23 protein-coding genes and 1 pseudogene are annotated in these 25,922 nt (G+C 61.9%); 9 read left to right on the plus strand and 15 right to left on the minus strand.

From position 1 onward, the window contains the following. Positions 1 to 42 precede the first annotated feature (42 nt). Genes AO268_RS15725 through AO268_RS15760 form a run of 8 tightly spaced genes read left to right on the plus strand, consistent with a single transcriptional unit; the run spans position 43 to position 6,563 of the window. Positions 43 to 1,290 carry an NAD(P)/FAD-dependent oxidoreductase gene (locus AO268_RS15725; protein WP_257154402.1) on the plus strand — a complete coding sequence of 416 codons (1,248 nt, stop codon included), beginning with the start codon at positions 43 to 45 and terminating at the stop codon, positions 1,288 to 1,290. An 11-nt stretch (positions 1,291 to 1,301) separates the two neighbouring features. Beyond that, positions 1,302 to 2,036 carry a class I SAM-dependent methyltransferase gene (locus tag AO268_RS15730; RefSeq protein WP_176561382.1) on the plus strand — a complete coding sequence of 245 codons (735 nt, stop codon included), beginning with the start codon at positions 1,302 to 1,304 and terminating at the stop codon, positions 2,034 to 2,036. Further along, the gene (locus AO268_RS15735) at positions 2,033 to 2,515 is read left to right on the plus strand and encodes a DUF3261 domain-containing protein (protein ID WP_099169210.1); all 483 of its coding nucleotides are present in this window, start codon (positions 2,033 to 2,035) and stop codon (positions 2,513 to 2,515) included. Before AO268_RS15730 ends, AO268_RS15735 begins: the two co-directional genes overlap by 4 nt. Continuing rightward, positions 2,512 to 3,678: a beta-ketoacyl-[acyl-carrier-protein] synthase family protein gene (locus tag AO268_RS15740; protein WP_076961737.1), complete on the plus strand. Its 1,167-nt coding sequence runs from the start codon at positions 2,512 to 2,514 to the stop codon at positions 3,676 to 3,678. Before AO268_RS15735 ends, AO268_RS15740 begins: the two co-directional genes overlap by 4 nt. After that, positions 3,675 to 4,139 carry an ApeP family dehydratase gene (locus AO268_RS15745; protein WP_076961736.1) on the plus strand — a complete coding sequence of 155 codons (465 nt, stop codon included), beginning with the start codon at positions 3,675 to 3,677 and terminating at the stop codon, positions 4,137 to 4,139. Before AO268_RS15740 ends, AO268_RS15745 begins: the two co-directional genes overlap by 4 nt. Continuing rightward, complete coding sequence (gene fabG / locus AO268_RS15750; RefSeq protein WP_076961735.1) at positions 4,132 to 4,860, plus strand: 3-oxoacyl-ACP reductase FabG; 729 nt, start codon at positions 4,132 to 4,134, stop codon at positions 4,858 to 4,860. The genes AO268_RS15745 and fabG overlap by 8 nt, the downstream gene beginning before the upstream one ends. Beyond that, a complete protein-coding gene (locus AO268_RS15755) occupies positions 4,860 to 6,086 on the plus strand; it encodes a beta-ketoacyl-ACP synthase (RefSeq protein ID WP_099169354.1) in 1,227 nt (408 codons plus the stop codon). The genes fabG and AO268_RS15755 overlap by 1 nt, the downstream gene beginning before the upstream one ends. Positions 6,087 to 6,113: 27 nt before the next feature. After that, positions 6,114 to 6,563, plus strand: coding sequence for a hypothetical protein (locus AO268_RS15760; RefSeq protein WP_076961733.1), 450 nt, complete (start codon positions 6,114 to 6,116; stop codon positions 6,561 to 6,563). 235 nt (positions 6,564 to 6,798) lie between these two features. On the opposite strand, the gene AO268_RS15765 is transcribed toward AO268_RS15760, so the two are convergent. Next, positions 6,799 to 7,182, minus strand: a complete 384-nt coding sequence (locus tag AO268_RS15765) for a type II toxin-antitoxin system PemK/MazF family toxin (RefSeq protein ID WP_076961732.1) — start codon at positions 7,180 to 7,182, stop codon at positions 6,799 to 6,801. A gap of 87 nt (positions 7,183 to 7,269) precedes the next feature. Further along, positions 7,270 to 8,163, minus strand: coding sequence for a LysR family transcriptional regulator (locus AO268_RS15770; protein ID WP_099169211.1), 894 nt, complete (start codon positions 8,161 to 8,163; stop codon positions 7,270 to 7,272). Between the two features lie 124 nt (positions 8,164 to 8,287). Between AO268_RS15770 and AO268_RS15775 the strand changes: the two genes are divergently transcribed. Beyond that, a complete protein-coding gene (locus AO268_RS15775; protein ID WP_099169212.1) occupies positions 8,288 to 9,562 on the plus strand; it encodes an MFS transporter in 1,275 nt (424 codons plus the stop codon). A gap of 21 nt (positions 9,563 to 9,583) precedes the next feature. Here the strand turns inward: AO268_RS15775 and AO268_RS15780 are convergent, their stop codons facing one another. The 13 genes and pseudogenes from AO268_RS15780 to pilM all read right to left on the minus strand — a co-directional run bounded on the left by AO268_RS15780 (position 9,584) and on the right by pilM (position 25,787). Then, positions 9,584 to 10,855 (minus strand): type II toxin-antitoxin system HipA family toxin, encoded by a 1,272-nt coding sequence (locus tag AO268_RS15780; protein ID WP_099169213.1) that lies wholly within the window; start codon positions 10,853 to 10,855, stop codon positions 9,584 to 9,586. Then, positions 10,848 to 11,135, minus strand: coding sequence for a helix-turn-helix transcriptional regulator (locus AO268_RS15785; RefSeq protein WP_306474139.1), 288 nt, complete (start codon positions 11,133 to 11,135; stop codon positions 10,848 to 10,850). Before AO268_RS15785 ends, AO268_RS15780 begins: the two co-directional genes overlap by 8 nt. A 111-nt stretch (positions 11,136 to 11,246) precedes the next feature. Next, the gene (hemE, locus tag AO268_RS15790; RefSeq protein ID WP_099169214.1) at positions 11,247 to 12,314 is read right to left on the minus strand and encodes a uroporphyrinogen decarboxylase; all 1,068 of its coding nucleotides are present in this window, start codon (positions 12,312 to 12,314) and stop codon (positions 11,247 to 11,249) included. A gap of 135 nt (positions 12,315 to 12,449) precedes the next feature. Next, complete coding sequence (locus tag AO268_RS15795; protein WP_076961727.1) at positions 12,450 to 13,868, minus strand: FAD-dependent oxidoreductase; 1,419 nt, start codon at positions 13,866 to 13,868, stop codon at positions 12,450 to 12,452. Between the two features lie 32 nt (positions 13,869 to 13,900). Then, a complete protein-coding gene (gene gltB / locus AO268_RS15800) occupies positions 13,901 to 18,346 on the minus strand; it encodes a glutamate synthase large subunit (protein ID WP_099169215.1) in 4,446 nt (1,481 codons plus the stop codon). Between the two features lie 350 nt (positions 18,347 to 18,696). Next, on the minus strand, positions 18,697 to 20,271 hold the full coding sequence (locus tag AO268_RS15810) for an SPOR domain-containing protein (RefSeq protein ID WP_099169217.1): 1,575 nt from the start codon (positions 20,269 to 20,271) through the stop codon (positions 18,697 to 18,699). A 10-nt stretch (positions 20,272 to 20,281) separates the two neighbouring features. Continuing rightward, entirely contained in the window at positions 20,282 to 21,382 is a 1,101-nt protein-coding gene (gene aroB / locus AO268_RS15815; RefSeq protein ID WP_099169218.1) for a 3-dehydroquinate synthase, read from the minus strand. Positions 21,383 to 21,529: 147 nt separating this feature from the next. After that, positions 21,530 to 22,048: a shikimate kinase AroK gene (aroK, locus tag AO268_RS15820; RefSeq protein WP_038445430.1), complete on the minus strand. Its 519-nt coding sequence runs from the start codon at positions 22,046 to 22,048 to the stop codon at positions 21,530 to 21,532. A gap of 4 nt (positions 22,049 to 22,052) precedes the next feature. Next, the gene (locus AO268_RS15825; RefSeq protein WP_076961722.1) at positions 22,053 to 23,384 is read right to left on the minus strand and encodes a type IV pilus secretin PilQ; all 1,332 of its coding nucleotides are present in this window, start codon (positions 23,382 to 23,384) and stop codon (positions 22,053 to 22,055) included. A 69-nt stretch (positions 23,385 to 23,453) separates the two neighbouring features. After that, positions 23,454 to 23,837: pseudogene (locus AO268_RS15830) on the minus strand (pilus assembly protein PilP); the annotation flags it as partial. A 128-nt stretch (positions 23,838 to 23,965) separates the two neighbouring features. Then, entirely contained in the window at positions 23,966 to 24,586 is a 621-nt protein-coding gene (locus tag AO268_RS15835) for a type 4a pilus biogenesis protein PilO (RefSeq protein WP_099169219.1), read from the minus strand. Next, positions 24,583 to 25,134, minus strand: a complete 552-nt coding sequence (locus tag AO268_RS15840) for a PilN domain-containing protein (RefSeq protein WP_099169220.1) — start codon at positions 25,132 to 25,134, stop codon at positions 24,583 to 24,585. Before AO268_RS15840 ends, AO268_RS15835 begins: the two co-directional genes overlap by 4 nt. Beyond that, on the minus strand, positions 25,134 to 25,787 hold the full coding sequence (pilM, locus tag AO268_RS15845) for a type IV pilus biogenesis protein PilM (protein WP_076961719.1): 654 nt from the start codon (positions 25,785 to 25,787) through the stop codon (positions 25,134 to 25,136). The genes AO268_RS15840 and pilM overlap by 1 nt, the downstream gene beginning before the upstream one ends. Positions 25,788 to 25,922 lie beyond the last annotated feature (135 nt).

A 25,922-nucleotide genomic window follows, 5' to 3' on the forward strand; every position in this document is an offset into this window, starting at 1 on the left:
TTGAGTCGAACCTGATGATTGCCAACCCGGCAAGGAGCCACAGTGCCCACAGTTGAAATGGAACGTCGCCAGGTCGTGGTGATCGGTGCCGGCCCGTCCGGCGCCATTGCGGCCGCGTTGCTCAAGCGTAACGGGCATGATGTGTTGATCATCGAGCGCCAGCACTTCCCGCGCTTTTCCATCGGCGAGAGCCTGTTGTCCCACTGCATCGACTTTATCGAAGAAGCCGGCATGCTCGAGGCGGTCAACGCCGCCGGCTTCCAGCTGAAAACCGGCGCCGCGTTTGCCTGGGGCGAGCGCTACAGTGCCTTTGATTTCAGCGACACGTTCAGCGATGGCAAGCCCACCACCTTCCAGGTCCAGCGCGCCGATTTCGACAAGTTGCTGGCCGATCAGGCGGCGTTGCAAGGCGTGGAGATCCGGTATGGCCAGACCCTGGTCGGGGTGGATTTTGTCGCTGGCCACCGCTACCTGCATGTACGCCGCGAAAATGGCCGCGAATACCATATCAAGGCCGGCTTCGTCCTCGACGCCAGCGGTTACGGCCGCGTGCTGCCACGCCTGCTGAACCTCGAAGCGCCGTCGAACTTCCCGTTGCGCCAGGCGGTGTTCACCCACGTCGAGGACCGCATCGAACATCCGGGCTTCGACCGCAGCAAGATCCTCATCACCACCCACCCGACCCAGCGCGATATCTGGTTCTGGACCATCCCGTTCAGCAATGGGCGCTGCTCGGTGGGCGTAGTCGCGGCCAAGGAGCATTTCGACGGTTGCGATGGGGATCTGGATGCCTGCCTGCGCGGTTTTATCGAGCAAACCCCGAGCCTGTCCAAGGTGCTGGCGAACGCGGTCTGGGACACCCCGGCGCGGACCATCGGCGGCTACTCGGCCAACGTCACCACCCTGCATGGCCCGGGCTTTGCGCTGTTGGGCAATGCGGCGGAGTTCCTCGACCCGGTGTTCTCCTCCGGCGTGACCATCGCCATGCGCTCGGCCAGCATGGCCGCAGGGCTGCTGCACCGCCAGCTCAAGGGCCAAAGGGTGGACTGGCAGACCGAGTTCGCCGAGCCGCTCAAACGTGGGGTCGATACGTTCCGCTGCTATGTCGAAGGTTGGTACGCCGGCACGTTCCAGGATGTGATCTACCACCCAGGCAGTTCGCCGGAAATCCGCCGCATGATCAGCTCGATCCTCGCCGGTTATGCCTGGGACGAGCGCAACCCCTTTGTCAGCGAACCCAAGCGCCGCTTGCGGATGCTCTCGGAAATCTGTGCCGGGGAAAACCTATGAGCAGCCCACCTGTGTCAAAAGAGTACTTGAGCAAAAACTACGTCGAAGAAACCAAGTTCGGCTTCTGGTTCCTGCGCAGCCACACCTGGCAGCATCACGTACTGCGCGTGGCCATCAAGGACCTGCGCAGCCTGTTCAGCGCGCCACTGCCCGAGGCCCCGGTGCTGCTGGATGCAGGTTGTGGCCAGGGCAAATCGTTCGGCTATTTGCAGCAGGTATTCGCCCCCAAGCGCCTGATCGGCCTGGACGCCGACCCGCACAGCCTCGACCTGAGCCGTGCCGAAGCGGCGCGCCAGGGCATAGCGATCGAGCTGATCGGCAGCGATTGCGCGACCCTCAAGGTGGCCGATGAAAGTGTCGATATCCTGTTCTGCCACCAGACCTTCCACCACCTGGTGGAGCAACAGCGGGCACTGACCGAGTTCTATCGGGTGCTCAAGCCCGGCGGCTACCTGCTGTTTGCCGAGTCCACCGAAGCCTACATCGACACTTGGGTAATTCGCTGGCTGTTCCGCCACCCGATGCAGGTGCAGAAAAGTGCCGATGAGTACCTGGAGATGATCCGCGACCAGGGTTTCGAGTTTGGCCCGCAGAACGTGTCGTACCCGTACCTGTGGTGGAGCCGCTCGGCAGACTTCGGCCTGCTGGAGCGTTGGGGCCTGCGCCAGCCCAAGCCGTTTGGCCAACGTGAAGAGACCCTGGTGAATGTGGTTGCGCGCAAGCCCCTCGCAGGCCCGCCAGCATGATCCGCGCGCTGTTGATCGGCTGCCTGTTGCTGCTGGCCGCCTGCGCCAGCCAGCCGCCGCTGCCGGTGCATACGCCAAGCCTGGCCTTGCCCCTGCAATTGCATATCGAGCGCGAGCAGGATGGCCAGCGCCAGGACTGGTTGCTGGTGATCCAGCGCGAAGGCCAGGCCTTGCGCTGGTCGCTGCTGGACCCGCTGGGCATCCCCCTGGCCCGGCAAAAGCTGGTGGCCGGGGCTTGGCAGGCAGATGGCCTGCTGCCGCCCAACCCCCAGGCCCGCGAGTTGTTTGCCGCCTTGCTATTTGCTTTGACACCCGCCGCCGAGCTGCCCGGCAACTACCCCCAAGCCCGTGAAGACGATGGCGGGCGGGCCCTCAAGCCGCACTGGCAGGGGATCTACCGCGCGCCCTTGATCTTCAGCGTGAACATGCCGGGCCAGCACCTGAACTACCGCGTCAGCGCGCTTGAGAGCAGCCCATGACCGCCTACCTCAATGCCCTGGGGATCATCTGCGCCCTGGGCCGTGGCCAGCAGCAAGTGCGGCGCAACCTGTTTGCCGGGGATAGCTCGGGCATGCGCGCCGAGAGTGGCTGGGTGCCCGAGCGGGTACTGCCGGTGGGCAGCGTGCCTGGCGAGCTGGCACCGCTGCCGCCGCACCTGGCGCAACAAAGCAGTCGCAATAACCAGTTGCTGCTGGAGGCCGCCTTGCAGATCGAAGGCCCGATCCGGCAGGCGATCCACACCTTTGGCGCCGCGCGCATCGGGATTGTGCTGGGCACCAGCACCTCGGGCATCGATGAAGCCAGCCGCGGCATTGCCCACTATCTGCAAGAAGGGCACTTCCCTGACGATTATGACTACCGGCAACAGGAACTCGGCGCCCCGGCCAACTTCCTCGCCGACTGGCTGCAACTGAGCGGCCCGGCCTATGTGATTTCCACGGCCTGCACCTCCAGCGCCCGCGCAATGATGAGCGCACGCCGCCTGCTGGACCTGGGCCTGTGCGATGCGGTGCTGTGCGGCGGGGTCGACAGCCTGTGCAAGCTGACCCTCAATGGCTTTACCTCGCTGGAGGCGGTGTCCGCCGAGCGCTGCAACCCGTTTTCGCTGAACCGCAATGGCATCAATATCGGCGAGGCGGCGGTGCTGTTCCTGATGAGCAAGACCCCAGGGCCCATCGCCCTGCTGGGCAGCGGCGCCAGTTGCGACGCGCACCATATTTCCGCACCGGAGCCCAGTGGCAAGGGCGCATTGCAGGCGATGAGCAAGGCCCTGGCCAACGCGAAGTTAGCACCGGCGCAGATCGGTTACCTGAACCTGCACGGCACCGCCACCCAGCATAACGACGCCATGGAAAGCCTGGCCGTGGCCAGCCTGTTTCCGGCGGGCGTGGCCTGCTCCTCGACCAAGCCACTGACCGGCCATACCCTCGGCGCCGCCGGGGCGCTGGAAGCGGCGTTTTGCTGGCTGAGCCTGGTCGAGGGCACGCTGGCGCCGCATCTCTGGGACGGCCACGCCGACCCGGCGCTGCCCGCCCTGCGCTGGGCCAAGGTCGGCGACCCCCTGGAAAAACGCTACCTGATGAGCAACTCGTTTGCCTTCGGTGGCAATAACGTCAGCCTGATTATCGGAGACGCCCCATGAGCCATTGGCCACTCGCCGAACTGCTGCCCCACGCCGGGGACATGATCCTGATCGACCAGGTGCTGGCCTTCGATGAAGAGCAGATCCGCACCCACGCCACCGTCAAGCCCGGCGGCCTGTTCAACCGCCCTGACGGCAGCCTGCCGGCCTGGGTCGGCGTCGAGTTGATGGCGCAAAGCGTCGCGGCCTATGCCGGCTGCCGCGCACGCCAGAACGGCGAAGCCGTGGCGTTGGGCTTCCTGCTGGGCACCCGTAAATTCGAGTGCAATGTCGAGCACTTTCCTGCCGGCACCGAACTGACCATCCACGGCCTGCGCTCCCTGGAAGACGACAACGGCATGGGTGTGTTCGAGTGCCACCTGACCGGCGACGGGATCCAGGCCAGCGCGCGCCTGAACGTATTTCGACCGCCCCAGGCGGCCAACTATTTAGCTGAATCGAAGGACACTCGTCATGACTGAATCCGTACTGGTCACCGGCTCCAGCCGGGGTATCGGCCGCGCTATCGCCCTGCGCCTGGCCCAGGCCGGCCATGACATTGTGCTGCATTGCCGCAGTGGCCGCGCCGAGGCGGATGCCGTACAGGTCGAAGTCCAGGCCCTGGGCCGCAAGGCGCGGGTGCTGCAATTCGATGTGGCGGACCGGGCCACCTGCAAGCAGATCCTTGAAGCCGACGTAGAAGCCCACGGCGCCTATTACGGCGTGGTGTTGAACGCCGGCCTGACCCGCGATGGCGCGTTCCCGGCGCTGTCGGAAGACGACTGGGACGTGGTGATGCGCACCAATCTCGACGGTTTCTACAATGTGCTGCACCCGGTGATGATGCCGATGATCCGGCGTCGCGCGGCCGGGCGCATTGTGTGCATCACCTCGGTCTCGGGGCTGATCGGCAACCGTGGCCAGGTCAACTACAGCGCGTCCAAGGCCGGCTTGATCGGCGCCGCCAAGGCCCTGGCCATTGAGCTGGGCAAACGCAAGATCACCGTCAACTGCGTGGCTCCGGGCCTGATCGACACGGCGATGCTCGACGAGAACGTGCCGGTGGAAGAACTGATGAAGATGATCCCCGCGCAACGCATGGGCACCCCCGAAGAGGTCGCCAGTGCGGTGAACTTCCTGATGTCGGCCGAGGCCGGCTACATCACCCGCCAGGTCCTGGCCGTGAACGGGGGCCTGTGCTGATGAAACGTGTGGTAGTCACCGGCATGGCCGGCATGACCTCCCTGGGCTGCGACTGGGAAACCATCGTCGCCAACTTCCGCGCCCAACGCAGCGGTATCCGGCGCATGGACGAGTGGGATCGCTTCAGCGAACTGAACACCCGTTTGGCCGGGCCGATTGACGACTTTGTCGTGCCCGCCCACTGGACCCGCAAACAACTGCGCAGCATGGGCCGGGTCTCGCGCCTGGCGGTGTGGGCGGCCGAGCAGGCGTTGCGGGACGCCGGCCTGCTGGGCGATGCGTCGATCAAGGATGGGCGCATGGGTGTAGCCTGCGGCTCATCCACCGGCAGTACCGATGAGATCAAGGCATTCGGCAATATGCTGCTCAACTCGGTGGCCGAAGGCCTGAACGCCAACTCCTATGTGCGCATGATGCCGCACACCACGGCAGCCAATATCAGCATCTTTTTTGGCCTCACCGGGCGCCTGATCCCCACCTCCAGCGCGTGCACCAGCGGCAGCCAGGGCATCGGCTATGCCTATGAAGCGATCAAGTTCGGCCGCCTGCCGCTGATGCTCGCCGGCGGCGCCGAAGAGCTGTGCCCCACCGAAGCCATGGTATTTGATGCGCTCTACGCCACCAGCCTGAAAAACGACGCGCCGCAAACCAGCCCACGCCCCTACGACAGCGGCCGCGATGGCCTGGTGATCGGCGAAGGCGGCGGTATGCTGGTGCTTGAAGAGCTGGAACATGCCCTGGCCCGCGGTGCGCCTATCCATGCCGAGATCGTCGGTTTTGGCAGCAACGCCGACGGCCAGCACACCACCCGTCCCGAGCAGGTCACCATGCGCCGGGCGATGGAGCTGGCCCTCGAAGATGCCGGCCTGGCGCCGGATGCCATCGGTTACGTGAACGGCCACGGCACCGCCACCGAACAAGGCGACATAGCCGAGACCCTGGCCACCAGCAGCCTGTTCGGCAGCCGCATGCCCATCAGCTCGCAGAAGAGCTTCCTGGGCCATACCCTGGGCGCCTGCGGGGCGCTGGAGTCGTGGTTCAGCATCGAGATGATGAACCGCGACCAGTACGTGCCGACCTTCAACCTCGATCACATCGACCCGCGCTGCGGCGAACTGGATTACCTGCGCGGCGAGTTCCGCCAGATGCACAACGACTACGTGATGAACAACAACTTTGCCTTTGGCGGCGTCAACACGTCGCTGATCTTTCGCCGCTGGCAGTAAGCCTTTTAATTGATTGGAGAGAACGCAATGTCTTCGTTGCTACGCGCCACCCTTATCGCCCTGACCCTGCTGACCGCTGCCGGCTGTACCAGCAAGCCGGTGCTCAACACCCAGCACGCACTCGCCGCCAACGAGCAGGTCAGTGAAGAGAAAATGAAACAGAGCATCCTCACTGCCCTGGACAAGCGCAACTGGACCGTACAGCGCGCCGACCCACGCCTGATCCAGGCCCAGATCAACGTGCGCAACCGCTACTCCGCCGAAATCGACATCCGCTACACCGGCACCAGCTACGCCATCACCTACCGCGACAGCCAGGAACTGGGCTACAAGGACGGCAAGATCCACCGCAACTACAACCGCTGGGTGAGCATGCTCGACCGCGACATCATGGCCGGGCTGCGCACAAGCGGCGCAGCGCAAGCAGGCACGGCGGCGCAGTTGTTCAAGGAGACGGGGACGTCGAAGCAGAACTGATCGGCGCCTGAAAAACCGGCATCTACCTAGCACCAGAAACGACAAAGGGCGCCTTTCGGCGCCCTCTTCACAAGCAGGCTGGCTTGTCATCGCCTTGTCCTGCCCGGCTCTGCGATGGCTGGATTTCCAGGATCCTCAGAGTCTCACAAGCCCCTTTCGGGAACTGGGTCAGTATGCCTGAAATACCGGGCAGGACAATCCGTGGCAAAACGCCTCCTGTCGGCTAACGCACTCCTCAAAGGCCAAGTGCACCGCGCACCGCCGCCTTGACAGCCAAAAACTGCTCACTGGAAAGTTCGGCGATTTTGTAAGTTCGTTTGCCATGCCGATCCTTACTCTTGATTCGATCAAGTCGTCCAAGGCTGACGGTGGCAACGATGTCGCATTTCGCCCAGCACACCGGGTTCGCACCTTGTAAATGGCTTTCAAGCTGCAAGTGGTGTGCGAGTACCGTCTGCGGCGCCGTGGTACTTAAAGGCACAACCGTTACCAACAGCTTATTGGTCCTGTGCCTGCGTATCACAATAACAGGTCTGATCTTGATGATTTCCGGCACCTCATAGCCTCGAAAATCACAAATCAACACGCTGCCTTCTTTGGGCTGATAGAGAAGTGTCATCCATGTCACTCAGTGAAAAAGAAACGATTCTGCGCAACTCCAAGGCAAATCACTAAATCGGTTCCGTTACCTGATATGTGACCGCCGCTACACCAACGCCTTACGCGTCAGCAGCTCGACAAACGCCTTGGCCATGGGTGACTGCTGGTCCTTGCGCTGCACCAGCCATACCGCCGTCACCGCCTCCGGGTCGAGCAAGGGGCGGTAGACCACGCCGTCGATGCGGATGCGCTGGTACGACGCCGGCAACACCGACACCCCCAACCCCGCCGCCACCAGGCCGATGATGGTCATGGCCTCACCGGCCTCCTGGGCAAAATGCGGGCTAAAGCCTGCGTCGCGAGCCAGGCTGAGCAATTGGGCATACAGGCCGCTGCCATAGGCCCGTGGGAAAAATACAAAAGGTTCGTCAGCCAACTGCGTCAGGTGCAAGCCCCGTTCGCTGCCTTGCGCTAATGGATGGCCGGCACTGAGCACCGCCACCAGGGGCTCACGCATCAACTCCACGACACTCAGTGAGTCCGGCAAGGGCAACGGGCGCATCAAGCCGACCTGGATCGACTCATCCACCAGCGCATCCGCCACTTCGGTACTGCTCATTTCCTGCAGGTTCAGGTGCACCGCCGGGAAGGCCTGGCGAAAAGCAAAAATCGCCTGTGGGATGCTGGAGTTGAACGGCGCCGAAGAAGTGAAGCCAATCTTCAGTTCCCCCAACTCCCCCAACTGCGCACGGCGCGCCACATCCGCAGCCTTGTCGACCTGCGCCAGCACCAGGCGGGCTTCCACGAGGAACAGGCGCCCAGCCTCGCTCAGCTCGACCCGACGATTGGTGCGCTCGAACAGCCGCGCGCCGACCTGCTGTTCCAGCGCCTGGATCTGCTGGCTCAAGGGCGGCTGGGAGATACCCAGGACCTGGGCAGCCCTGCCGAAATGCAGCTCTTCAGCCACGGCGATGAAGTAGCGCAAGTGGCGCAATTCCATAAAAACCTCATTAGGTCGTAAAAGCTATCAAACAGGTCGAACAATATATTGGAAAGAATCATTAGCCAGCTATATTCTTTTTTGCATGGCCAGTCCTGGCTGCCTTTGCTTCCCGAGGTCCCGCGTGAAAGCTGCTGTCGCTCCACTTGCCCAAGAACGTCCGCCCACCGCCCTGGATGAGGTGGTGGCACAGCTCAACGACGCGTACATCGAAAAAGGTACGCCGATGTTTATGCGTACGGTGCTGGCGCTGTTTTCCGGCGGCTTTGCCACCTTTGCCCTGCTGTATTGCGTACAGCCGATGATGCCGGCGCTGTCCCACGAATTTTCCATCAATGCCGCACAGAGCAGCCTGATCCTCTCCGTCTCCACCGCGATGCTCGCCTTTGGCCTACTGATCACCGGGCCGATTTCCGACCGCCTGGGGCGCAAGCCGGTGATGGTCACCTCGCTGTTCTGCGCAGCCGTATGCACCATCGCCAGCGGCCTGATGCCGACCTGGGAAGGCATCCTGTGGATGCGCGCGTTGCTGGGCCTGTCCCTTAGTGGCTTGGCAGCCGTGGCCATGACCTACCTCAGCGAAGAGATCCACCCGCAGCACATCGGCCTGGCCATGGGCCTGTATATCGGCGGCAACGCGATTGGCGGCATGAGCGGGCGCCTGATCACTGGCGTGTTGATCGACTTTGTCAGCTGGCACACGGCAATGCTGATCATCGGCGCCCTGGCGCTGATTGCGGCGACAGTGTTCTGGAAGATCCTGCCACCCTCGCGCAACTTCCGCGCCAGCAGCCTCAAGCCGCGCAACCTGATCAATGGCTTTGTCATGCACTTCAAGGATGCCGGCCTGCCGTGGCTGTTTCTCGAAGCCTTCGTGCTGATGGGGGCGTTTGTCACGCTGTTCAACTACATCGGCTACCGCTTGCTGGCCGATCCCTACGACCTGAGCCAGGCGGTGGTGGGCTTGCTGTCGGTGGTGTACCTATCGGGCATCTACAGCTCGGCGAAGATTGGCTCGCTGGCCGACCGCCTGGGCCGCCGCCGCGTCCTGTGGGCCACGATTGTGCTGATGCTCGCCGGCATCACCCTGACCCTGTTCAGCCCGCTGGCGCTGATTATCATCGGCATGCTGATCTTCACCTTCGGCTTCTTCGGCGCCCACTCGGTAGCCAGCAGTTGGATTGGCCGCCGCGCCCTGAAAGCCAAGGGCCAGGCTTCGTCGCTGTACCTGTTCAGCTATTACGCGGGGTCGAGCATTGCCGGGACGGCCGGTGGGTTTTTCTGGCATTACGCCGGGTGGAACGGGATTGGCGGGTTTATCGTGGCGCTGCTGATCGTGGCGCTGCTGGTGGCGTTGAAGCTGGCGAAGTTGGCGCCGCTGAGACAAACAGTGGCTTGAAGTGCTCCTGGATAAAGCGCCTCACTGCGTTTTTCTCACCACAGGCTTGCGCTTCATTGCGGTAGTTATCGAGTCATAACACGCCGTGGCACGCCCCGCGTCCCACTCCGCCTGCATCGCCGAAAACAGCTCAACGTCGATTCGTGCTTGATGAGTAACGAGCGCCTCGGACATGGCCTCTGCGATTCGCTCGATGATCACCCCAGGCTTCTCCACAGCACAGTGTTTACGACCGAACTCCATCAGTTGCTGACGGTCCGGGTAGGTTTTCACCTTGTTCATTTTGATTGCCAACGTGCGATCAACCAATGAGCGGCCGGATTTTGGGTTGTAGTTCTCATACACCGTGGTAGTGGTCACATCGAACACGGGCGCCAGCCGCACCGTTTCACGAGCGCCCGGATGGGTGTAGATCACCCCGAAATTCTTCAAGTGCGCATCACCGTTATGCAGCATCACCGACAAGCAGACCGAGAAAAAAAACCGCTCAAGCTCACGTAACGGGTCGCCATGTGAGCAGACATGGTCAATGACTGCAGCAAGGGTTTCGTAGCTCTGGGAATACTTGTAATTGTCATGGGGGTCTTTGTTGAGCCCCAAGAGCACAGCCATGTCTTCAAAACCGAGCCGGCCAGATGGTGTCAAGTCAAAGCGCTCCATGACAAACAGATCGCCACCTTCAGACAGCCAGAATGGTGGTGTTTCCATCCCCGCTAAGCGCGCAGCTTCCATGCAGAGGAACTCGTTCTGGGCCAGGTGGGCGTACTCATCGGCACCAGACTTCACGATCAGGTCGGAACTGAGCATGGTTTTGCGGCTACCGGTCAGCTTATCCAGGTCAGGTACCAGCACTTTGGGCTGCACGCCGGAAATACCCGACTCGAAGTACGTTTGCACCAGAAACTCGAATATGCCCTGGGAGGTATCGGCCGAAAGTATTTGCTCAAGCCCAACCTGAGCACGCACGGCAACCGACGCTTCGACTGGGTTTTGATAGGTCAGACGTCCGATCTGGTTCCCGCCGATTACCGATAACAGGCGCATCTCATCTACCTGCATGTGCTTGGCCATCCGGCGTTTTATCTGATCGGCGAGAAAACCCTCCGGCACGTTCATATCAAAAATCGGATGCAACACATTGCTGACCGCAGGCGTAGGGTCATAAGGCATGACCAGCGACACCTCGCGCTCGGCATCGGCAGACGCGTAGGCAAACGAGAACTGGGAGCCCTTGGACAGCGCGCCTGAGTTCCCCTGTGGGGCTACGACATTGAGCAATTTGACTCTACTCATCGTGCTCCACCAGATCCGCCAGGGATTTGAGATCGATGCGTTTGTCGACGACTTCCAAGGCCATCCCGAGTGCCGAGATCACCCGGAATACCGTGTACATCGCGACGTTCTCACCCGCTTCAAGATCAATGATGGTCTTGCGATTGCACTTGGCACGGTCCGCCAGTTGCGCCTGGCTGTAACCTTTGGCGCGACGCAACTGGCGTATCCTTTCACCGAGGTCAGGTGGATTAGTCAGCAACATAATGTTACCCATATCGGACTTTATAGAGTAAATCATACATTTAGTCCTATATGACGGACTTTACAAGCCTCTTACGTCCGTTGCCCACTCATAAAACCGACCCAAAAAAACGCCCAGCCTAAGCCGGGCGTTTTTTATAGGCTGCAATCACTCGTGATACTGCGCCGACAACTCATGCACCGCCCGCAGGAACGCGCCCGCATGCTCCGGGTTCACTTCCGGGGTGATGCCATGGCCGAGGTTGAACACATGGCCGCTGCCCTTGCCGTAGCTGGCGAGGATGCGCCCCACTTCGCTGCGGATCGCCTCTGGCTTGGCGTAGAGCACGGTCGGGTCCATGTTGCCTTGCAGGGCCACTTGGCTGCCGACGCGGCGACGGGCTTCGCCCAGGTCGCAGGTCCAGTCCAGGCCCAATGCATCGGCGCCGGCATCGGCGATGCTTTCCAGCCACAGGCCGCCGCCCTTGGTGAACAGGATCACCGGCACTTTGCGGCCTTCGTGTTCGCGGATCAGGCCGCTGACGATTTTGCGCATGTAGGCCAGGGAGAATTCCTGGTACGCCGCCGCCGACAGGTTGCCACCCCAGGTGTCGAAGATCTGCACCGCTTGCGCGCCGGCCATGATCTGGCCGTTGAGGTAAGACACGACCGACTGCGCCAGCTTGTCCAGCAGCAGGTGCATGGCTTGCGGATTGTCGTAGAGCATGGCCTTGGTCTTGCGGAAATCTTTCGACGAGCCGCCTTCGACCATATAGGTGGCCAGGGTCCACGGGCTGCCGGAGAAGCCGATCAGCGGTACGCGGCCGTTGAGTTCGCGGCGGATGGTGCTGACGGCGTCCATCACATAACCGAGGTCTTTATGTGGATCAGGGATCGGCAGGGCTTCGATATCGGCCAGGGTGCTGATCTCTTTCTTGAAGCGTGGACCTTCGCCGGTTTCAAAGTACAGGCCTTGGCCCATGGCATCGGGGATGGTCAGGATATCGGAGAAGAGGATGGCCGCATCCAGTTGTGGATAGCGGTCCAGCGGCTGCATCGTGACCTCACAGGCAAACTCCGGGTTCATGCACAGGCTCATGAAATCGCCTGCGTTGGCGCGGCTGGCGCGGTATTCCGGCAGGTAGCGACCGGCTTGACGCATCATCCACACGGGGGTGACGTCTACGGGTTGCTTGAGCAGGGCACGAAGGAAACGGTCGTTCTTGAGGGCAGTCATGTCGGCATCCGCAAAAAAAGTGCGGGCATTTTCTCAGAGCCGGACGCAAAAGGCACGGTATGCACCGTGCCTTTTGTCTATAGGGTCAATTTGTCGCGGCCGATCGTTCCCACGCGGAGCGTGGGAACGATCAGATCAGACCTGCAAGTAGTCCAGGATGCCTTCGGCGGCATTGCGGCCTTCAAAGATCGCCGTCACCACCAGGTCAGAACCGCGCACCATATCGCCACCGGCGAAGATTTTCGGGTTGCTGGTCTGGTGCTTGTACTGGCCCTGCTCCGGGGCCACGACGCGGCCCTGGCTGTCGGTCTGGATCTGGAACTGCTCGAACCACGGCGCCGGGCTTGGGCGAAAGCCAAAAGCGATGACCACGGCATCGGCCGGGATGATCTCTTCGGAACCCGGGATCGGCTCGGGGCTGCGACGGCCACGGGCGTCCGGTTCGCCGAGACGGGTCTCGACCACCTTCACGCCTTCGACGCGGTCTTCACCAACGATAGCGATCGGCTGACGGTTGTAGAGGAACTTCACGCCTTCTTCCTTGGCGTTCTTCACCTCTTTGCGCGAGCCCGGCATGTTGGCTTCGTCACGGCGATAGGCACAGGTCACCGATTTGGCGCCCTGGCGGATCGACGTGCGGTTGCAGTCCATCGCGGTGTCGCCACCGCCCAGCACCACGACCTTCTTGCCTTTCATGTCGACGAAATCTTCCGGCGACTTTTCAAAGCCCAGGTTGCGGTTGACGTTGGCGATCAGGAAGTCGAGCGCGTCGTACACGCCCGGCAGGTCCTCACCGGCAAAGCCGCCCTTCATGTAGGTGTAGGTGCCCATGCCCATGAACACCGCATCGTATTCTTCGAGCAGTTGCTCCATGGTCACGTCTTTGCCGATCTCGGTGTTCAGGCGAAACTCGATGCCCATGCCGGTGAAGACTTCGCGGCGATTGCTCAACACAGTCTTTTCCAGCTTGAACTCGGGGATGCCGAAGGTCAGCAGGCCGCCGATTTCCGGGTTCTTGTCGAACACCACCGGGGTCACGCCACCACGCACCAGCACGTCGGCACAGCCCAGGCCCGCCGGGCCTGCGCCGATGATCGCCACGCGCTTGCCGGTGGGCTTGACCTTGGACATGTCCGGGCGCCAGCCCATGGCGAACGCGGTGTCGGTGATGTACTTCTCCACCGAACCGATGGTCACCGCGCCAAAACCGTCATTGAGGGTGCACGCACCCTCGCACAGACGATCCTGGGGACACACCCGGCCGCAGACTTCCGGCAGGGTGTTGGTCTGGTGCGACAGCTCGGCGGCGGCGAGGATGTTGCCCTCGGCCACCAACTTGAGCCAGTTGGGAATGAAGTTGTGCACCGGGCACTTCCATTCGCAATACGGGTTACCGCACCCCAGGCAGCGGTGGGCCTGTTCGGCCGAGTGCTGGGGTTTGAAGGGCTCGTAGATTTCCACGAACTCTTTCTTGCGTTGACGCAACAGTTTCTTCTTCGGATCTTTGCGCCCGACATCGATGAACTGGAAGTCGTTATTCAGACGTTCAGCCATGTTAAAACCTCATCAAACTCTTCAGGCGCATATCACTGCGGGTTGGCACGGATGCTGGAAAGCAACGATTTCAGGTTGGCCGCCTTGGGCTTGACCAGCCAGAAACGACGCAGGTAATCATCGAGGTTCTCGGCGAGGTTACGACCCCATTCGCTGCCGGTTTCCTCGACGTACTCGTCCAGCACGTGCTGCAAGTGGTTCCGGTAGGACTCCATGGCCTCGCCGCTGATCCGCTGGATCTCGACCAACTCGTGGTTGACCTTGTCGACGAAGGTGTTGTCCTGGTCCAGCACATAGGCGAAACCGCCGGTCATGCCCGAACCAAAGTTGTAACCGGTCTTGCCCAACACGCAGACAAAGCCACCGGTCATGTACTCGCAGCAGTGATCGCCCGTGCCTTCAACCACAGTGTGGGCACCGGAGTTACGCACGGCGAAACGCTCACCGGCGGTCCCTGCGGCAAACAGCTTGCCACCGGTGGCGCCGTACAAGCAGGTGTTGCCGATGATGGCACTGTCCTGGGTCTTGTAGATGCTACCCGCTGGCGGGACGATCACCAGCTTGCCGCCGGTCATGCCCTTGCCCACGTAGTCGTTGGCGTCGCCTTCGAGGTACATGTGCAGGCCGCCGGCGTTCCACACGCCAAAGCTCTGGCCGGCAGTGCCCTTGAAGCGGAAGGTGACCGGCGCCTTGGCCATGCCCTGGTTGCCATGCTTGCGCGCGATTTCGCCGGAGATGCGTGCGCCGATGGAGCGGTCGCAGTTGCAGATATCCAGGGCAAACTCGCCACCACTGGCGTCATTGATCGAGGAACCGGCCATATCGACCATTTTCTCGGCCAACAGGCCTTTGTCGAACGGTGGGTTGCGCTCCACCTGGCAGAATTGTGGCTTGTCTGCCGGGATATGATCGCTGCCCAACAGCGGCGTCAGGTCCAGGTGCTGTTGCTTGGCGGTCTGGCCCTGGAGGATATCCAGCAGATCGGTACGCCCGATCAGTTCTTCCAGGGAGCGCACGCCGAGCTTGGCCAGCCACTCACGGGTTTCTTCAGCGACGTAGGTGAAGAAATTCACCACCATGTCGACGGTGCCGATGTAGTGATCCTTGCGCAGCTTCTCGTTCTGCGTGGCCACGCCGGTGGCGCAGTTGTTCAGGTGGCAGATGCGCAGGTATTTGCAGCCCAGGGCGATCATCGGCGCGGTGCCGAAGCCGAAGCTTTCGGCGCCGAGGATCGCGGCCTTGATCACGTCGAGGCCGGTTTTCAGGCCGCCATCGGTCTGCACCCGGACTTTGCCGCGCAGGTCATTGCCGCGCAGGGTCTGGTGGGTCTCGGCCAGGCCCAGCTCCCACGGTGCGCCAGCGTACTTGATCGAGGTCAGCGGCGAAGCGCCGGTGCCGCCGTCGTAGCCGGAGATGGTGATCAGGTCGGCATAGGCCTTGGCCACGCCAGCGGCGATGGTGCCCACACCGGCTTCAGCAACCAGTTTCACCGAGACCAGGGCCTGCGGGTTGACTTGCTTGAGGTCGAAAATCAGCTGCGACAAGTCTTCAATCGAGTAGATGTCGTGGTGCGGCGGTGGCGAGATCAGGGTCACGCCCGGCACCGCATAACGCAGCTTGGCGATCAGGCCATTGACCTTGCCGCCTGGCAACTGGCCGCCTTCACCGGGCTTGGCGCCCTGGGCGACTTTGATCTGCAGCACTTCGGCGTTGACCAGGTATTCCGGGGTTACGCCGAAACGACCAGTGGCCACCTGCTTGATTTTCGAGCTCTTGATGGTGCCGTAGCGCGCCGGGTCTTCGCCACCTTCGCCGGAGTTGGAACGCGCACCCAGGCGGTTCATGGCTTCGGCCAGGGCTTCGTGGGCCTCGGGGGACAAGGCGCCCAGGGAGATACCGGCGGAGTCGAAGCGCTTGAGGATCGACTCCAGTGGTTCGATTTCGCTGATAGCCAACGGCGTGTCCAGGGTTTTCACCTGGAACAGGTCGCGGATCATCGACACCGGGCGGTTATCCACCAGCGCGGTGTATTCCTTGAACTTGGCGTAGTCGCCCTGCTGCACAGCGGCTTGCAGGGTGCTGACCACATCCGGGTTGTAGGCGTGGTATTCGCCACCGTGCACGAACTTGAGCAGGCCACCTTGCTGGATCGGCTTGCGCGCGCTCCAGGCCTCCAGGGCCAGGGCTTTCTGTTCGGCTTCGATATCAACGAAACGCGCGCCCTTGATGCGGCTTGGCACGCCACGGAAACTCAGTTCGCAGACTTCTTCCGACAGGCCGATGGCCTCGAACAACTGCGCGCCACGGTAAGAGGTGACGGTGGAGATGCCCATCTTCGACAGGATCTTCAGCAGGCCCTTGGTGATGCCTTTGCGGTAGTTCTTGAACACCTCGTACAAATCGCCCAGCACTTCGCCGGTGCGGATCAGGTCGCCCAGCACTTCATAGGCCAGGAACGGATACACCGCCGAGGCGCCAAAGCCGATCAGCACCGCAAAGTGGTGCGGGTCGCGGGCGGTGGCGGTTTCGACGAGGATGTTGGAGTCGCAGCGCAGGCCTTTTTCGGTCAGCCGGTGGTGCACCGCGCCGGTGGCCAGGGAGGCGTGGATCGGCAGCTTGCCCGGGGCGATATGGCGGTCGGTCAGTACGATCTGGGTACGACCGGCACGCACGGCTTCTTCGGCCTGATCGGCGACGTTGCGCACCGCGGCTTCCAGGCCGAGGCTCTCGTCGTAGTTCAGGTCGATGATCTGGCGGTCGAAGCCTGGACGCTCCAGGGTCATCAACGAACGCCACTTGGCCGGGGAAATCACCGGCGAGCTGAGGATCACGCGGGAGGCGTGCTCTGGCGATTCCTGGAAGATATTGCGCTCGGCACCGAGGCACACTTCCAAAGACATGACGATGGCTTCACGCAGCGGGTCGATCGGTGGGTTGGTCACCTGGGCGAACTGCTGGCGGAAATAGTCGTACGGCGTGCGCACGCGCTGGGACAGCACGGCCATCGGCGTGTCGTCGCCCATGGAGCCGACCGCCTCGTAGCCTTGCTCGCCCAGTGGGCGCAGCACCTGGTCGCGCTCCTCGAACGTGACCTGGTACATCTTCATGTACTGCTTGAGCTGGTCCACGTCATAGAACGCCGAGCCATGGTCGTTATCTTCCATGGTCGCCTGGATGCGCAGGGCGTTCTTGCGCAGCCATTGCTTGTACGGGTGGCGCGACTTCAGGCGGTTGTCGATGGCATCGGTGTCGAGGATCTGCCCGGTTTCGGTGTCCACGGCGAGGATCTGGCCAGGGCCGACGCGGCCTTTGGCAATCACGTCTTCAGGCTGGTAGTTCCACACGCCGACTTCCGACGCCAGGGTGATGAAGCCGTTGGTGGTGGTTACCCAGCGCGCCGGGCGCAGGCCGTTACGGTCGAGCAGGCACACCGCGTAGCGACCATCGGTCATGACCACGCCGGCCGGGCCGTCCCACGGTTCCATGTGCATCGAGTTGTACTCATAGAACGCCCGCAGGTCGGGGTCCATGGTCTCGACGTTCTGCCACGCTGGCGGAATGATCATGCGCACGCCACGGAACAGGTCGATGCCGCCGGTGACCATCAATTCCAGCATGTTGTCCATGCTCGAAGAGTCGGAACCCACGCGGTTGACCAATGGGCCGAGCTCTTCGAGGTCCATCAGGTCGTTGGCGAACTTGGTGCGACGGGCCACGGCCCAGTTGCGGTTGCCGGTGATGGTGTTGATCTCGCCGTTGTGGGCGAGGAAGCGGAATGGCTGGGCCAGCGGCCATTTCGGCAGGGTGTTGGTGGAGAAGCGCTGGTGGAACACGCAGATCGCGGTTTGCAGGCGCTCATCGCTCAGGTCTGGATAGAAGGCGGTCAAGTCCGCCGGCATCATCAGGCCTTTATAAATGATGGTCTTGTGGGAAAAGCTGCAGATGTAGTGGTCGGTGTCCAGGGCGTTGGCCACGGACGAACGACGACGGGAGGTGAACAGCTTGATCGCCATGTCCTGGTCGCTCAGGCCGTCGCCTGCGATAAACACTTGTTCGATCTGCGGCAGGCGCTCATGGGCCAGGCGGCCGAGCACGCTGGTGTCGATTGGCACTTTGCGCCAGCCGACCAGTTGCAGGCCGGCGGCAAGGATCTCGCGGTTCATGTTCTCGCGAGCGGCCTCGGCTTTGACCGGGTCCTGATTGAAGAACACCATGCCCACCGCGTATTGCTTGGGCAAATCGGCGCCGAAGGTTTCCTTGGCGACAGCGCGCAGGAACAGGTCGGGCTTTTGAATCAGCAAGCCACAGCCGTCACCGGTCTTGCCGTCGGCGTTGATCCCACCGCGGTGGGTCATGCAGGTCAGGGCCTCGATGGCCGTTTGCAGAAGGGTATGACTGGGTTCGCCCTGCATATGGGCTATCAGGCCGAAACCACAGTTATCCTTGAATTCATCGGGTTGGTACAGACCTGCTTTCATAGACACTTTCTCACCAGGCTGCCTCTTATTTCGAGGCAAATTTCTTTTCAATTCAACCGGTTACCTTCCACGCCGAACGTACGCCGGCTTAGCGGGGGCAAAAGGGAGGTCATTGTACACACCGACACAGACGCCCACAAATTTGGCGACGAACTGTCGCAAATCTATGTCGCATTTATGAAAGGTTTAAAGCGATATGCTGTGCTAGTCAAAACTTTTTTAATTTTGACTGCGACTACTCAAAAGCCACTGTGACGCAGACACCACAAAGCGCGCGGCCTTCAGGGCTGCACGCTGTTGTCGTTTTTTTGAGGTGCTGAGAGGGCGACCTGGGTAAGGTCGCCGGATCTTCAGCGAGTTGTTGCCAGTTCTTGTTGAACGCTGGCAACAGTGCGAGGCCAAGGTTTACCAGCCTGAACCTTCGCTGGCAAGGCCTTGATCGCGGAATCGGCGGCCGCACGGCTCGGGAAACTGCCGTAGGTGATCACGTAGAGAGGCTTGCCGTTGAGCACTTTCTTGAAATAACGGTACTCACCGCCCTGCTCTTTGACGAACGCCTGGGCGTTGGCTTCGGAGCTGGTGCCGAGGATCTGCACCACGTAGTTCTTGGCCGGTTGGCTACCGTACCAGCCACTGCCGGCAGCGGCCTTGGCCACGGTCACCGGTTTCTCAGCAGGCTTGGCGACAGGCGCTGGCTTAGCCGCAGGGGCTGGCGCAGGCTTGACCACTGGCGCCGGAGCTGGCTTGGCGGTGGCAACCTGGGTCGGAGCAGGCGTTGGCGTAGCCGCAGGCACCGGTGCAGGGCTGGCTGTTGCGCCCGGTGGCGGAGCCACGGTGGTAACGGTCGGTGGCGTGGCGCTGGAGCCTTCTACCGGCACACCGTCGTCGCCTTCGGAAATGGCGCCGGCTTCTTCTGCCAGCGGGCCTCGCATGACCGGCTGGCCGACCATCGGCAGGTTGGTAGGCTGGCCGGAACCGGCAAACTCAACGGCAGGCGCGCCGTTGGTGGTGGGCTTGCCCAGTGGCAGTTGTGCCTGCTCGGTCGGCGCACCTGGCGCGGTCGGGGCCTTGCTGCGGCCAGGAATCAGCCAGGCGGCGACAACGGCCACCACGACAACAGCAGAAATCGCCAGTACGTGTTTCTTCGGCATGGTGAACCCCATCTTTGGACGCTTAACCGCAGAGCGGCTGGCAATCATTGCTTCGATCATTGCATCCCGGGCCACCTGGTTGATGGTGCCAGGCCAGCCGTCGGAGCTTTCGTGAATATCAGAGATCTGCTGGGCGGAGAAAAGTTCGATGCCCTGGCCAGCACCTTCAAGGCGCTGGGCCAGGTACTCGCGGGTTTCTTCCTCTTCGTAGGGCTGCAATTCGATGACGTGGAACAGCTCTTGCTCGCCACTGAGTTGCTCCAGATCGGCAATCAGCGATGCCTCACCGAACAGGAACACATGGGGGCGACCTTCCGGCGTACCCGCCGCCAGGGCCAGCAACGCTTCCAGGGCGGACTCGTCGAGCTGCTCGGCGTCGTCCACCAGCAGGTAGACTTCCTGGCCGGTCAGGCCCAGTTGCACCACTTGCTTGAGGATCGCGGTCGGCTCGGCATTGGCCACATCCAGCGCCTGGGCAACCTGGCGCAACACGCCGGCCGCATCGCCGGCGCCACGGGCGGAAACCACCACGCTCTGCACCGATTGCTTGTTGGTGCTGGCCACCAGCGCCTGGCGTAGCAGGGTCTTGCCGCTGCCCAGGGGGCCGGTGACCACCAGCAGCAACTGGCTGTAGCGCGCCAGGTGGTGCAACTGCCCCAGCACCGGCTTGCGTTGCGCAGGGAAAAACTTGAAACCGGGGACCCGTGGCGCAAAAGGGTCGTGGCTCAACTGGTAATGGCCGAGGAAAGCCTCGTCGGCATGCAAACTAGTCATCGGGATCTGGTTAACCTTTCAGCTGGGCCAGGGCGCGGTAATCCGCTCCCAGCGTGGCCTGTAGAATCTCTTTCGGATAATCGTCGGTCACTACCGCTTCGCCCATTCGGCGCAACAGCACCAGACGCAAACGACCATCGATCACTTTCTTGTCTATCGCCATATGTTCGAGGAAATCGGCCTCGGTCATTGCCTCAGGAGGAATGACCGGCAACCCGGCGCGCTGGAACAGGCGAATGCCGCGATCACGCTCTTGGACACTGATCCAGCCCAGGCGTTGCGACATCTCCAACGCCATCACTGTGCCAGCCGCCACGGCCTCTCCATGCAACCAGACACCATAGCCCATGTGAGTTTCAATCGCATGGCCGAAGGTGTGGCCCAGGTTCAGGGTGGCACGCACGCCAGACTCACGTTCGTCGGCATTGACCACCAGCGCCTTGGCCGCACAGGAGCGGGAGATAGCCTCGGTCAGCGCCACCTGGTCCAGGTTGCGCAAGGCATCGACGTGCTCTTCAAGCCAGGTCAGGAACGGCTCATCGCAGATCAACCCGTACTTGATGACTTCCGCCAGACCCGCCGACAGCTCGCGGGGCGGCAGGGTATTGAGGGTGGCGGTGTCGATCAGCACGGCATTGGGCTGGTAGAACGCGCCGACCATGTTCTTGCCCAGGGGATGGTTGATCCCGGTCTTGCCGCCCACCGACGAATCGACCTGGGACAGCAGGGTGGTCGGCACCTGGATAAAGTCCACGCCACGCTGGTAACAGGCCGCCGCAAAACCGGCCATGTCGCCGATCACGCCGCCGCCAAGGGCCACCACCGTGGTCCGCCGGTCGTGGCGTGCGGTGAGCAGGCCGTCAAAGATCAGTTGCAGGGTTTCCCAGTTCTTGAAGGCTTCGCCGTCGGGAAGAATCACCGAGATCACCGAATACGCCGCAAGGCTGCGACTCAGACGCTCAAGGTAGAGCGGCGCCACGGTCTGGTTGGAGATGATTGCCACTTGTCGCCCGGCAATATGCGGCGCGAGCAACTCGGGCTGGTCCAACAAACCTTCGCCAATATGGATCGGGTAGCTACGCTCGCCAAGATCGACCTTAAGTGTCTGCATGTGTCCCCGCGCTGAAGATGGAAGCAGGCGTCCTGCCCTGTATTAACGTTGTCGGCACCGTCGAGATCGGACGCTGCCTAATGGCTCTACGCCACACCTCGGACGGTTGCAACGCGTTGCCGAGGATAGCGCATTTCGGCCCTGGCTTTAACGGGGCGGCAGCTGCTGCAAGCGCTCGAGAATGTCGATTACGACCATGCGCGGTGGCCGTTCATCGGTTTCTACCACCAGATCGGCGATTTCCCGATAAAGCGGATCGCGCAGTGTCAGCAAGTCCCGCAGGGTTTTTTCAGGGTTGGCGGTGCGCAGCAATGGTCGGTTGCGATCACGCGCGGTGCGCCCGACCTGCTGCTCGACCGAGGCATGCAAATACACCACCCGACCGCCGGCATGCAGCGCCCGCCGGTTTTCCTCGCGCATCACCGCGCCGCCGCCGGTGGCCAATACCACGCCATCGCAGCCGCACAGCTCGGCAATCATCGCCTGCTCGCGGTCACGAAAGCCCAGTTCGCCTTCCTTATCGAAGATCCACGGAATATTGGCACCCGTGCGCAATTCAATTTCCTTATCGGAGTCTTTGAATGGCAGGCGCAGCTCTTTGGCCAGCAAACGGCCGATGGTGCTTTTTCCAGCGCCCATCGGCCCTACAAGAATCAAATTTCGCACAGAATCAACGACTCACAGCAATCGCCTGGTTATTCATAATACGCGGAGTCAGGAATACCAGCAGCTCGGATTTTCTTTGGGCGACCACATCACGCCGGAAAAGGCGGCCAAGATACGGCACATCGCCCAAAAATGGCACTTTATCTACCACCTTGCTTTGGTTTTTCGAGAAAACCCCACCGAGGACGATGGTCTCGCCGTCCTTGACCAGCACCTTGGCGTTGACCTCGTTCTTCTTGATCGGCGGCACATCGTTGAGCTTGTTCAAGTAGTCAGGCTCGTCCTTGGTCACCCGGACCTCCATGATCACCTGGTCATCCGGGGTGATTTGCGGCGTCACCTCCAAAGAAAGCGAGGCTTCCTTGAACGAAACCGAGGTTGCTCCCTCGGACGTCGACTCCTGGTAAGGGATCTCGGTGCCCTTGAGAATCCGCGCAGTTTCCTTGTTGGACGTGACCACCTTGGGCTGGGAAATCACCTCGCCATTACCGCCTTTTTCCATGGCGGTGAGTTCCAAGTCCAGCAGCACATTATCGGTGATAAACGCGATGCCCAGGCCGGAACCTGGGTTAACCACGCCCAAGTCAACGAACGGCGAGCTATCGGGCGACTCGCCCTCACCTGACGGTTTTTTATCGACCCCACCACCACTCCAATTGCCTTTATTGCGCAGCAACCCACCCCAGCGCACACCGACGCTTTTGTCATAGTCGACATTAGCCTCGACTATCCGCGCCTCGATCATCACCTGGCGCACCGGAACATCCAGCTGATCGACGATACGCCGCAGCTCCTCCAGGCGCTCCCCCGTCTGGTAGGCGATGATGTTATTGGTGCGGTCATCTACCGTCACCGAACCGCGCTCATCGGTCGCCCCTTCAAGCCCGGCCACCGACTGGAACAACTTGGCCAGCTCAGACGCCTTGGCGTAATTGACCTGCAGCAGCTCCCGGCGCAGGGGCGCCAGTTCGGTCATCAACTTGCGCGACTCCAGGGCCAACAGCTCGCGCGCGGCCAACTCTTCGGCCGGCGCCACCAGCAGCACATTGGCCGTCACGCGTTTGTCGAGGCCCTTGGCTTGCAGCACCAGGTCCAGGGCCTGGTCCCACGGCACATCCCTGAGACGCAGGGTAATCGAGCCCTGCACATCGTCGCCGGCCACCAGGTTGAGGCCGGCGACGTCGGCAATCTGCTGCAGTACGGCGCGCACCTCGATGTCCTGGAAGTTGAGGGACAGCTTGTCACCGGTAAACGGGCCACGCGCAGCATTCAGGGGCGAGCCGCCCGGTGGTGGCAAGTGAATCAGGTCGATCCGCTTGGGCACAGCCTCAGTCATCGGTGCCGTGAACGCTATCCATAGCGCCACACCGAAGGACGAAATAATCCTTTTCATTTTTTGCTTCCGTTATGAGTTCACGTTCAATACCAAGGTGCGCGGGCGCTCAAGCCAGGCGCCCTGACCATCGGGAAAAAGTTCGACCAGCTCCAACTGCCCCTCATGGATCGCCACGACGCGCCCATGATCGGCCCCCAGGTAATCCCCCACCGCCAGGCGATGAACACCTGCCGCGCCGCGCAGCAGGGCAAAGGTCTGCGCGCCCAGCGACAGGGTGCCGACCAGCTGGAACTGATCGACGGCAAACCCTTCGAGAAACTGCCGGGGACGGTCGAGGTCCGGTGCGGGTCCAGGCTTGCCGGTGGGACGACTGGCGGGCTGGTCCGGTGGCTGGAAGGGATCACGCAGGGGTGGCGAGCTGGCGACAAACCGTGGCCCGGGCCTCGCTGCCGGCACGTCGTCGGCCAACGGCAGCGCCTGCTGGCGGATCGCTTGCAACTCGTCATTCAGCGCCTGCAATTGCGGGTCACTGTCGCACCCCGCAAGCAATGCCAGGCTCAGGCCCACAACCTTGAGACGGCTCATGGCAATGCTCCCTGGGCGCTGTACCTGTAGGTCTTGGCGAGCATCGTCAGGCTCAGCAAGGCGTCACCCTGGGAGCTGGCAGGGCGAATCACAAAGTCATGCAGGGTAACGAGATGCGACAACCCGGCCACGCCACTGACGAAGGCCAGGAGGTCGTGATAGGTGCCGAGCAGTTTGAGCTGCATCGGCCGTTCGACGAACACGGGTTGCACCTGCTCGTCCAGCACACTGAGCTGCTCGACCTGCACGCCGCTGGCCTGCCCCAGCCGGGCGAAGTCTTCCAGCAGGCCGGGCATTTGCGTCAGCGTCGGCATTTGGCGCAACTGTTCGGTGAAGGCGGTGCGCAGGGTTTCAAGCTCGCGCACCACCCCTTCATGCTGGGCGGCTTGCCGGGCTTTGGTAGCAAACTGCTGGCGCAGCGTTATTTCTCCCGCCTCCTGACGCTGCAAGACCTCACGGGCGCTGCCCAGGTACACAGCATCCCCCGCCACCAGTACCAGCAAGGCGAGCACGACGCCCACCAGGAGCCGGCCAGCCAAAGGCCAGTGGGCGGTGTTGCGGTACAGCGTGGAGAGTCGCGGGAGTGCCAGCCCTGGCAGGCTGGGCGCAAGGCTCACCGCCCCGTCTCCTGAGGCTCCCCATGGTCCACCATCAACTGGAAGGCACTGCCCGCACCGCCCTCCTCGGCCCGCACATGGCGCAGATTGGGCGCGTGCAGGGCGCTGGAGGCTTCCAGGCTGCGCATCAGCCAGGCGACATCATCACTGGACACCGCCGTGCCGAGGACCTCCACCGATGTGCCGCTGACGCTGACCTGGCTCAGTTGCACCCCATCCGGCACGGCACGGGCCAGTTGGTCGAACAACGCCTGGCCGGACGCACGATGGCTCTGCAGGTCTTCGACCACCTTCATCCGTTCCATCAGTTGCTGGCGCTGTTCGCGCAGCTCGTCGATGGTCTTGATGCGTGAGTCCAATATCGTGACCTGCTTGCTCAAGTGGTTGTTACGGGCCACTTGCCGATCAATCGCACGGTCGATGACGCGGTCGGCCAGCCATACCGCGGCCAATGCAATAAGGCTGATCACCAACAGGAAAATCAGGAAAAACCTGCGACGGCGCTCGGCGCGTTCTTCACGCCAGGGCAATAGGTTGATTCTTGTCATCAATCGAAACTCCTGAGGGCCAAACCGCAGGCGACCCGCAATCCCTGGGCATCGGCAGCCCATTGTGCACTATTGATCCCACGCCCCGGCGCTATCCGGGCGACCACCTGATCGGTCATCCGCGCCAAGGCAAATGCCTCTACATCCACGACTCGTGCAACCAGGCCGGCCAGGGCCAGCACCGCTTCGCGCGCTTCCACCTGCTCCTTGAGGCACGCCACAAGCAGCACATCAACATAACCGGGCTCACGACCCGAGGGGCCCTGGACCTGAAAATCAATCGCCACCTCATCCAGCGGATAAGGAATGTACTGCTCGGCTTCGCAGTGCAGGCGCCGCTCCATCTCGCCGGCCTCAAGCCCGGCCTCCAGCGCAACCATACGGCTGATCACCGAAGGCCCCGCCACGGCAACCGCCGCCTGCCTGACCTGGGTCTGCGCCCGGAACAATGCCTTGGAAAGGGCCTGCGCGACAACCTCCAGATCAACGATATTACTGTCGAGCACCGCGTGGCCCGGTAAAGGCTGGCTTGCATAGGTGCGCACCGCATAGCCATCGCCGGCACGGGCCAGCTCCAGCACCTGCACGCCGTGATCCTGGATGTCCACGCCCAGTACGGTATCGGCTTTTCGCCTGAAAAATCCCTTTTTCATAAAACTCCCTAAAGCTTTGCCTGTCTCAGGGCTGATCAATTTCGGGTTTGATGCATTCGGTCGGCTCGGTCCCGCAGCGCCCATGACGCCCCGAGGCGAAAAATGCTTTAATGCCCAGCGTTTTTTCCCGCTTTT

Origin of the sequence: Pseudomonas sp. ICMP 8385 (genome assembly GCF_002699915.1) — a bacterium.
Taxonomy (GTDB): Bacteria; Pseudomonadota; Gammaproteobacteria; order Pseudomonadales; family Pseudomonadaceae; genus Aquipseudomonas; species Aquipseudomonas gessardii.

What these genes read in the sequence shown, in the direction of transcription:
- AO268_RS15795 (WP_076961727.1), bottom strand. Translation starts at nt 13,868, where the DNA reads ATGGCTGAACGTCTGAATAACGACTTCCAGTTCATCGATGTCGGGCGC.
- AO268_RS15765 (WP_076961732.1), bottom strand. Translation starts at nt 7,182, where the DNA reads ATGACACTTCTCTATCAGCCCAAAGAAGGCAGCGTGTTGATTTGTGAT.
- AO268_RS15745 (WP_076961736.1), top strand. Translation starts at nt 3,675, where the DNA reads ATGAGCCATTGGCCACTCGCCGAACTGCTGCCCCACGCCGGGGACATG.
- AO268_RS15770 (WP_099169211.1), bottom strand. Translation starts at nt 8,163, where the DNA reads ATGGAATTGCGCCACTTGCGCTACTTCATCGCCGTGGCTGAAGAGCTG.
- pilM (WP_076961719.1), bottom strand. Translation starts at nt 25,787, where the DNA reads ATGAAAAAGGGATTTTTCAGGCGAAAAGCCGATACCGTACTGGGCGTG.
- fabG (WP_076961735.1), top strand. Translation starts at nt 4,132, where the DNA reads ATGACTGAATCCGTACTGGTCACCGGCTCCAGCCGGGGTATCGGCCGC.
- hemE (WP_099169214.1), bottom strand. Translation starts at nt 12,314, where the DNA reads ATGACTGCCCTCAAGAACGACCGTTTCCTTCGTGCCCTGCTCAAGCAA.
- AO268_RS15740 (WP_076961737.1), top strand. Translation starts at nt 2,512, where the DNA reads ATGACCGCCTACCTCAATGCCCTGGGGATCATCTGCGCCCTGGGCCGT.
- AO268_RS15760 (WP_076961733.1), top strand. Translation starts at nt 6,114, where the DNA reads ATGTCTTCGTTGCTACGCGCCACCCTTATCGCCCTGACCCTGCTGACC.
- AO268_RS15825 (WP_076961722.1), bottom strand. Translation starts at nt 23,384, where the DNA reads ATGACTGAGGCTGTGCCCAAGCGGATCGACCTGATTCACTTGCCACCA.
- AO268_RS15840 (WP_099169220.1), bottom strand. Translation starts at nt 25,134, where the DNA reads ATGACAAGAATCAACCTATTGCCCTGGCGTGAAGAACGCGCCGAGCGC.
- AO268_RS15780 (WP_099169213.1), bottom strand. Translation starts at nt 10,855, where the DNA reads ATGAGTAGAGTCAAATTGCTCAATGTCGTAGCCCCACAGGGGAACTCA.
- AO268_RS15755 (WP_099169354.1), top strand. Translation starts at nt 4,860, where the DNA reads ATGAAACGTGTGGTAGTCACCGGCATGGCCGGCATGACCTCCCTGGGC.
- AO268_RS15735 (WP_099169210.1), top strand. Translation starts at nt 2,033, where the DNA reads ATGATCCGCGCGCTGTTGATCGGCTGCCTGTTGCTGCTGGCCGCCTGC.
- aroB (WP_099169218.1), bottom strand. Translation starts at nt 21,382, where the DNA reads ATGCAGACACTTAAGGTCGATCTTGGCGAGCGTAGCTACCCGATCCAT.
- AO268_RS15785 (WP_306474139.1), bottom strand. Translation starts at nt 11,135, where the DNA reads ATGATTTACTCTATAAAGTCCGATATGGGTAACATTATGTTGCTGACT.
- gltB (WP_099169215.1), bottom strand. Translation starts at nt 18,346, where the DNA reads ATGAAAGCAGGTCTGTACCAACCCGATGAATTCAAGGATAACTGTGGT.
- AO268_RS15810 (WP_099169217.1), bottom strand. Translation starts at nt 20,271, where the DNA reads ATGACTAGTTTGCATGCCGACGAGGCTTTCCTCGGCCATTACCAGTTG.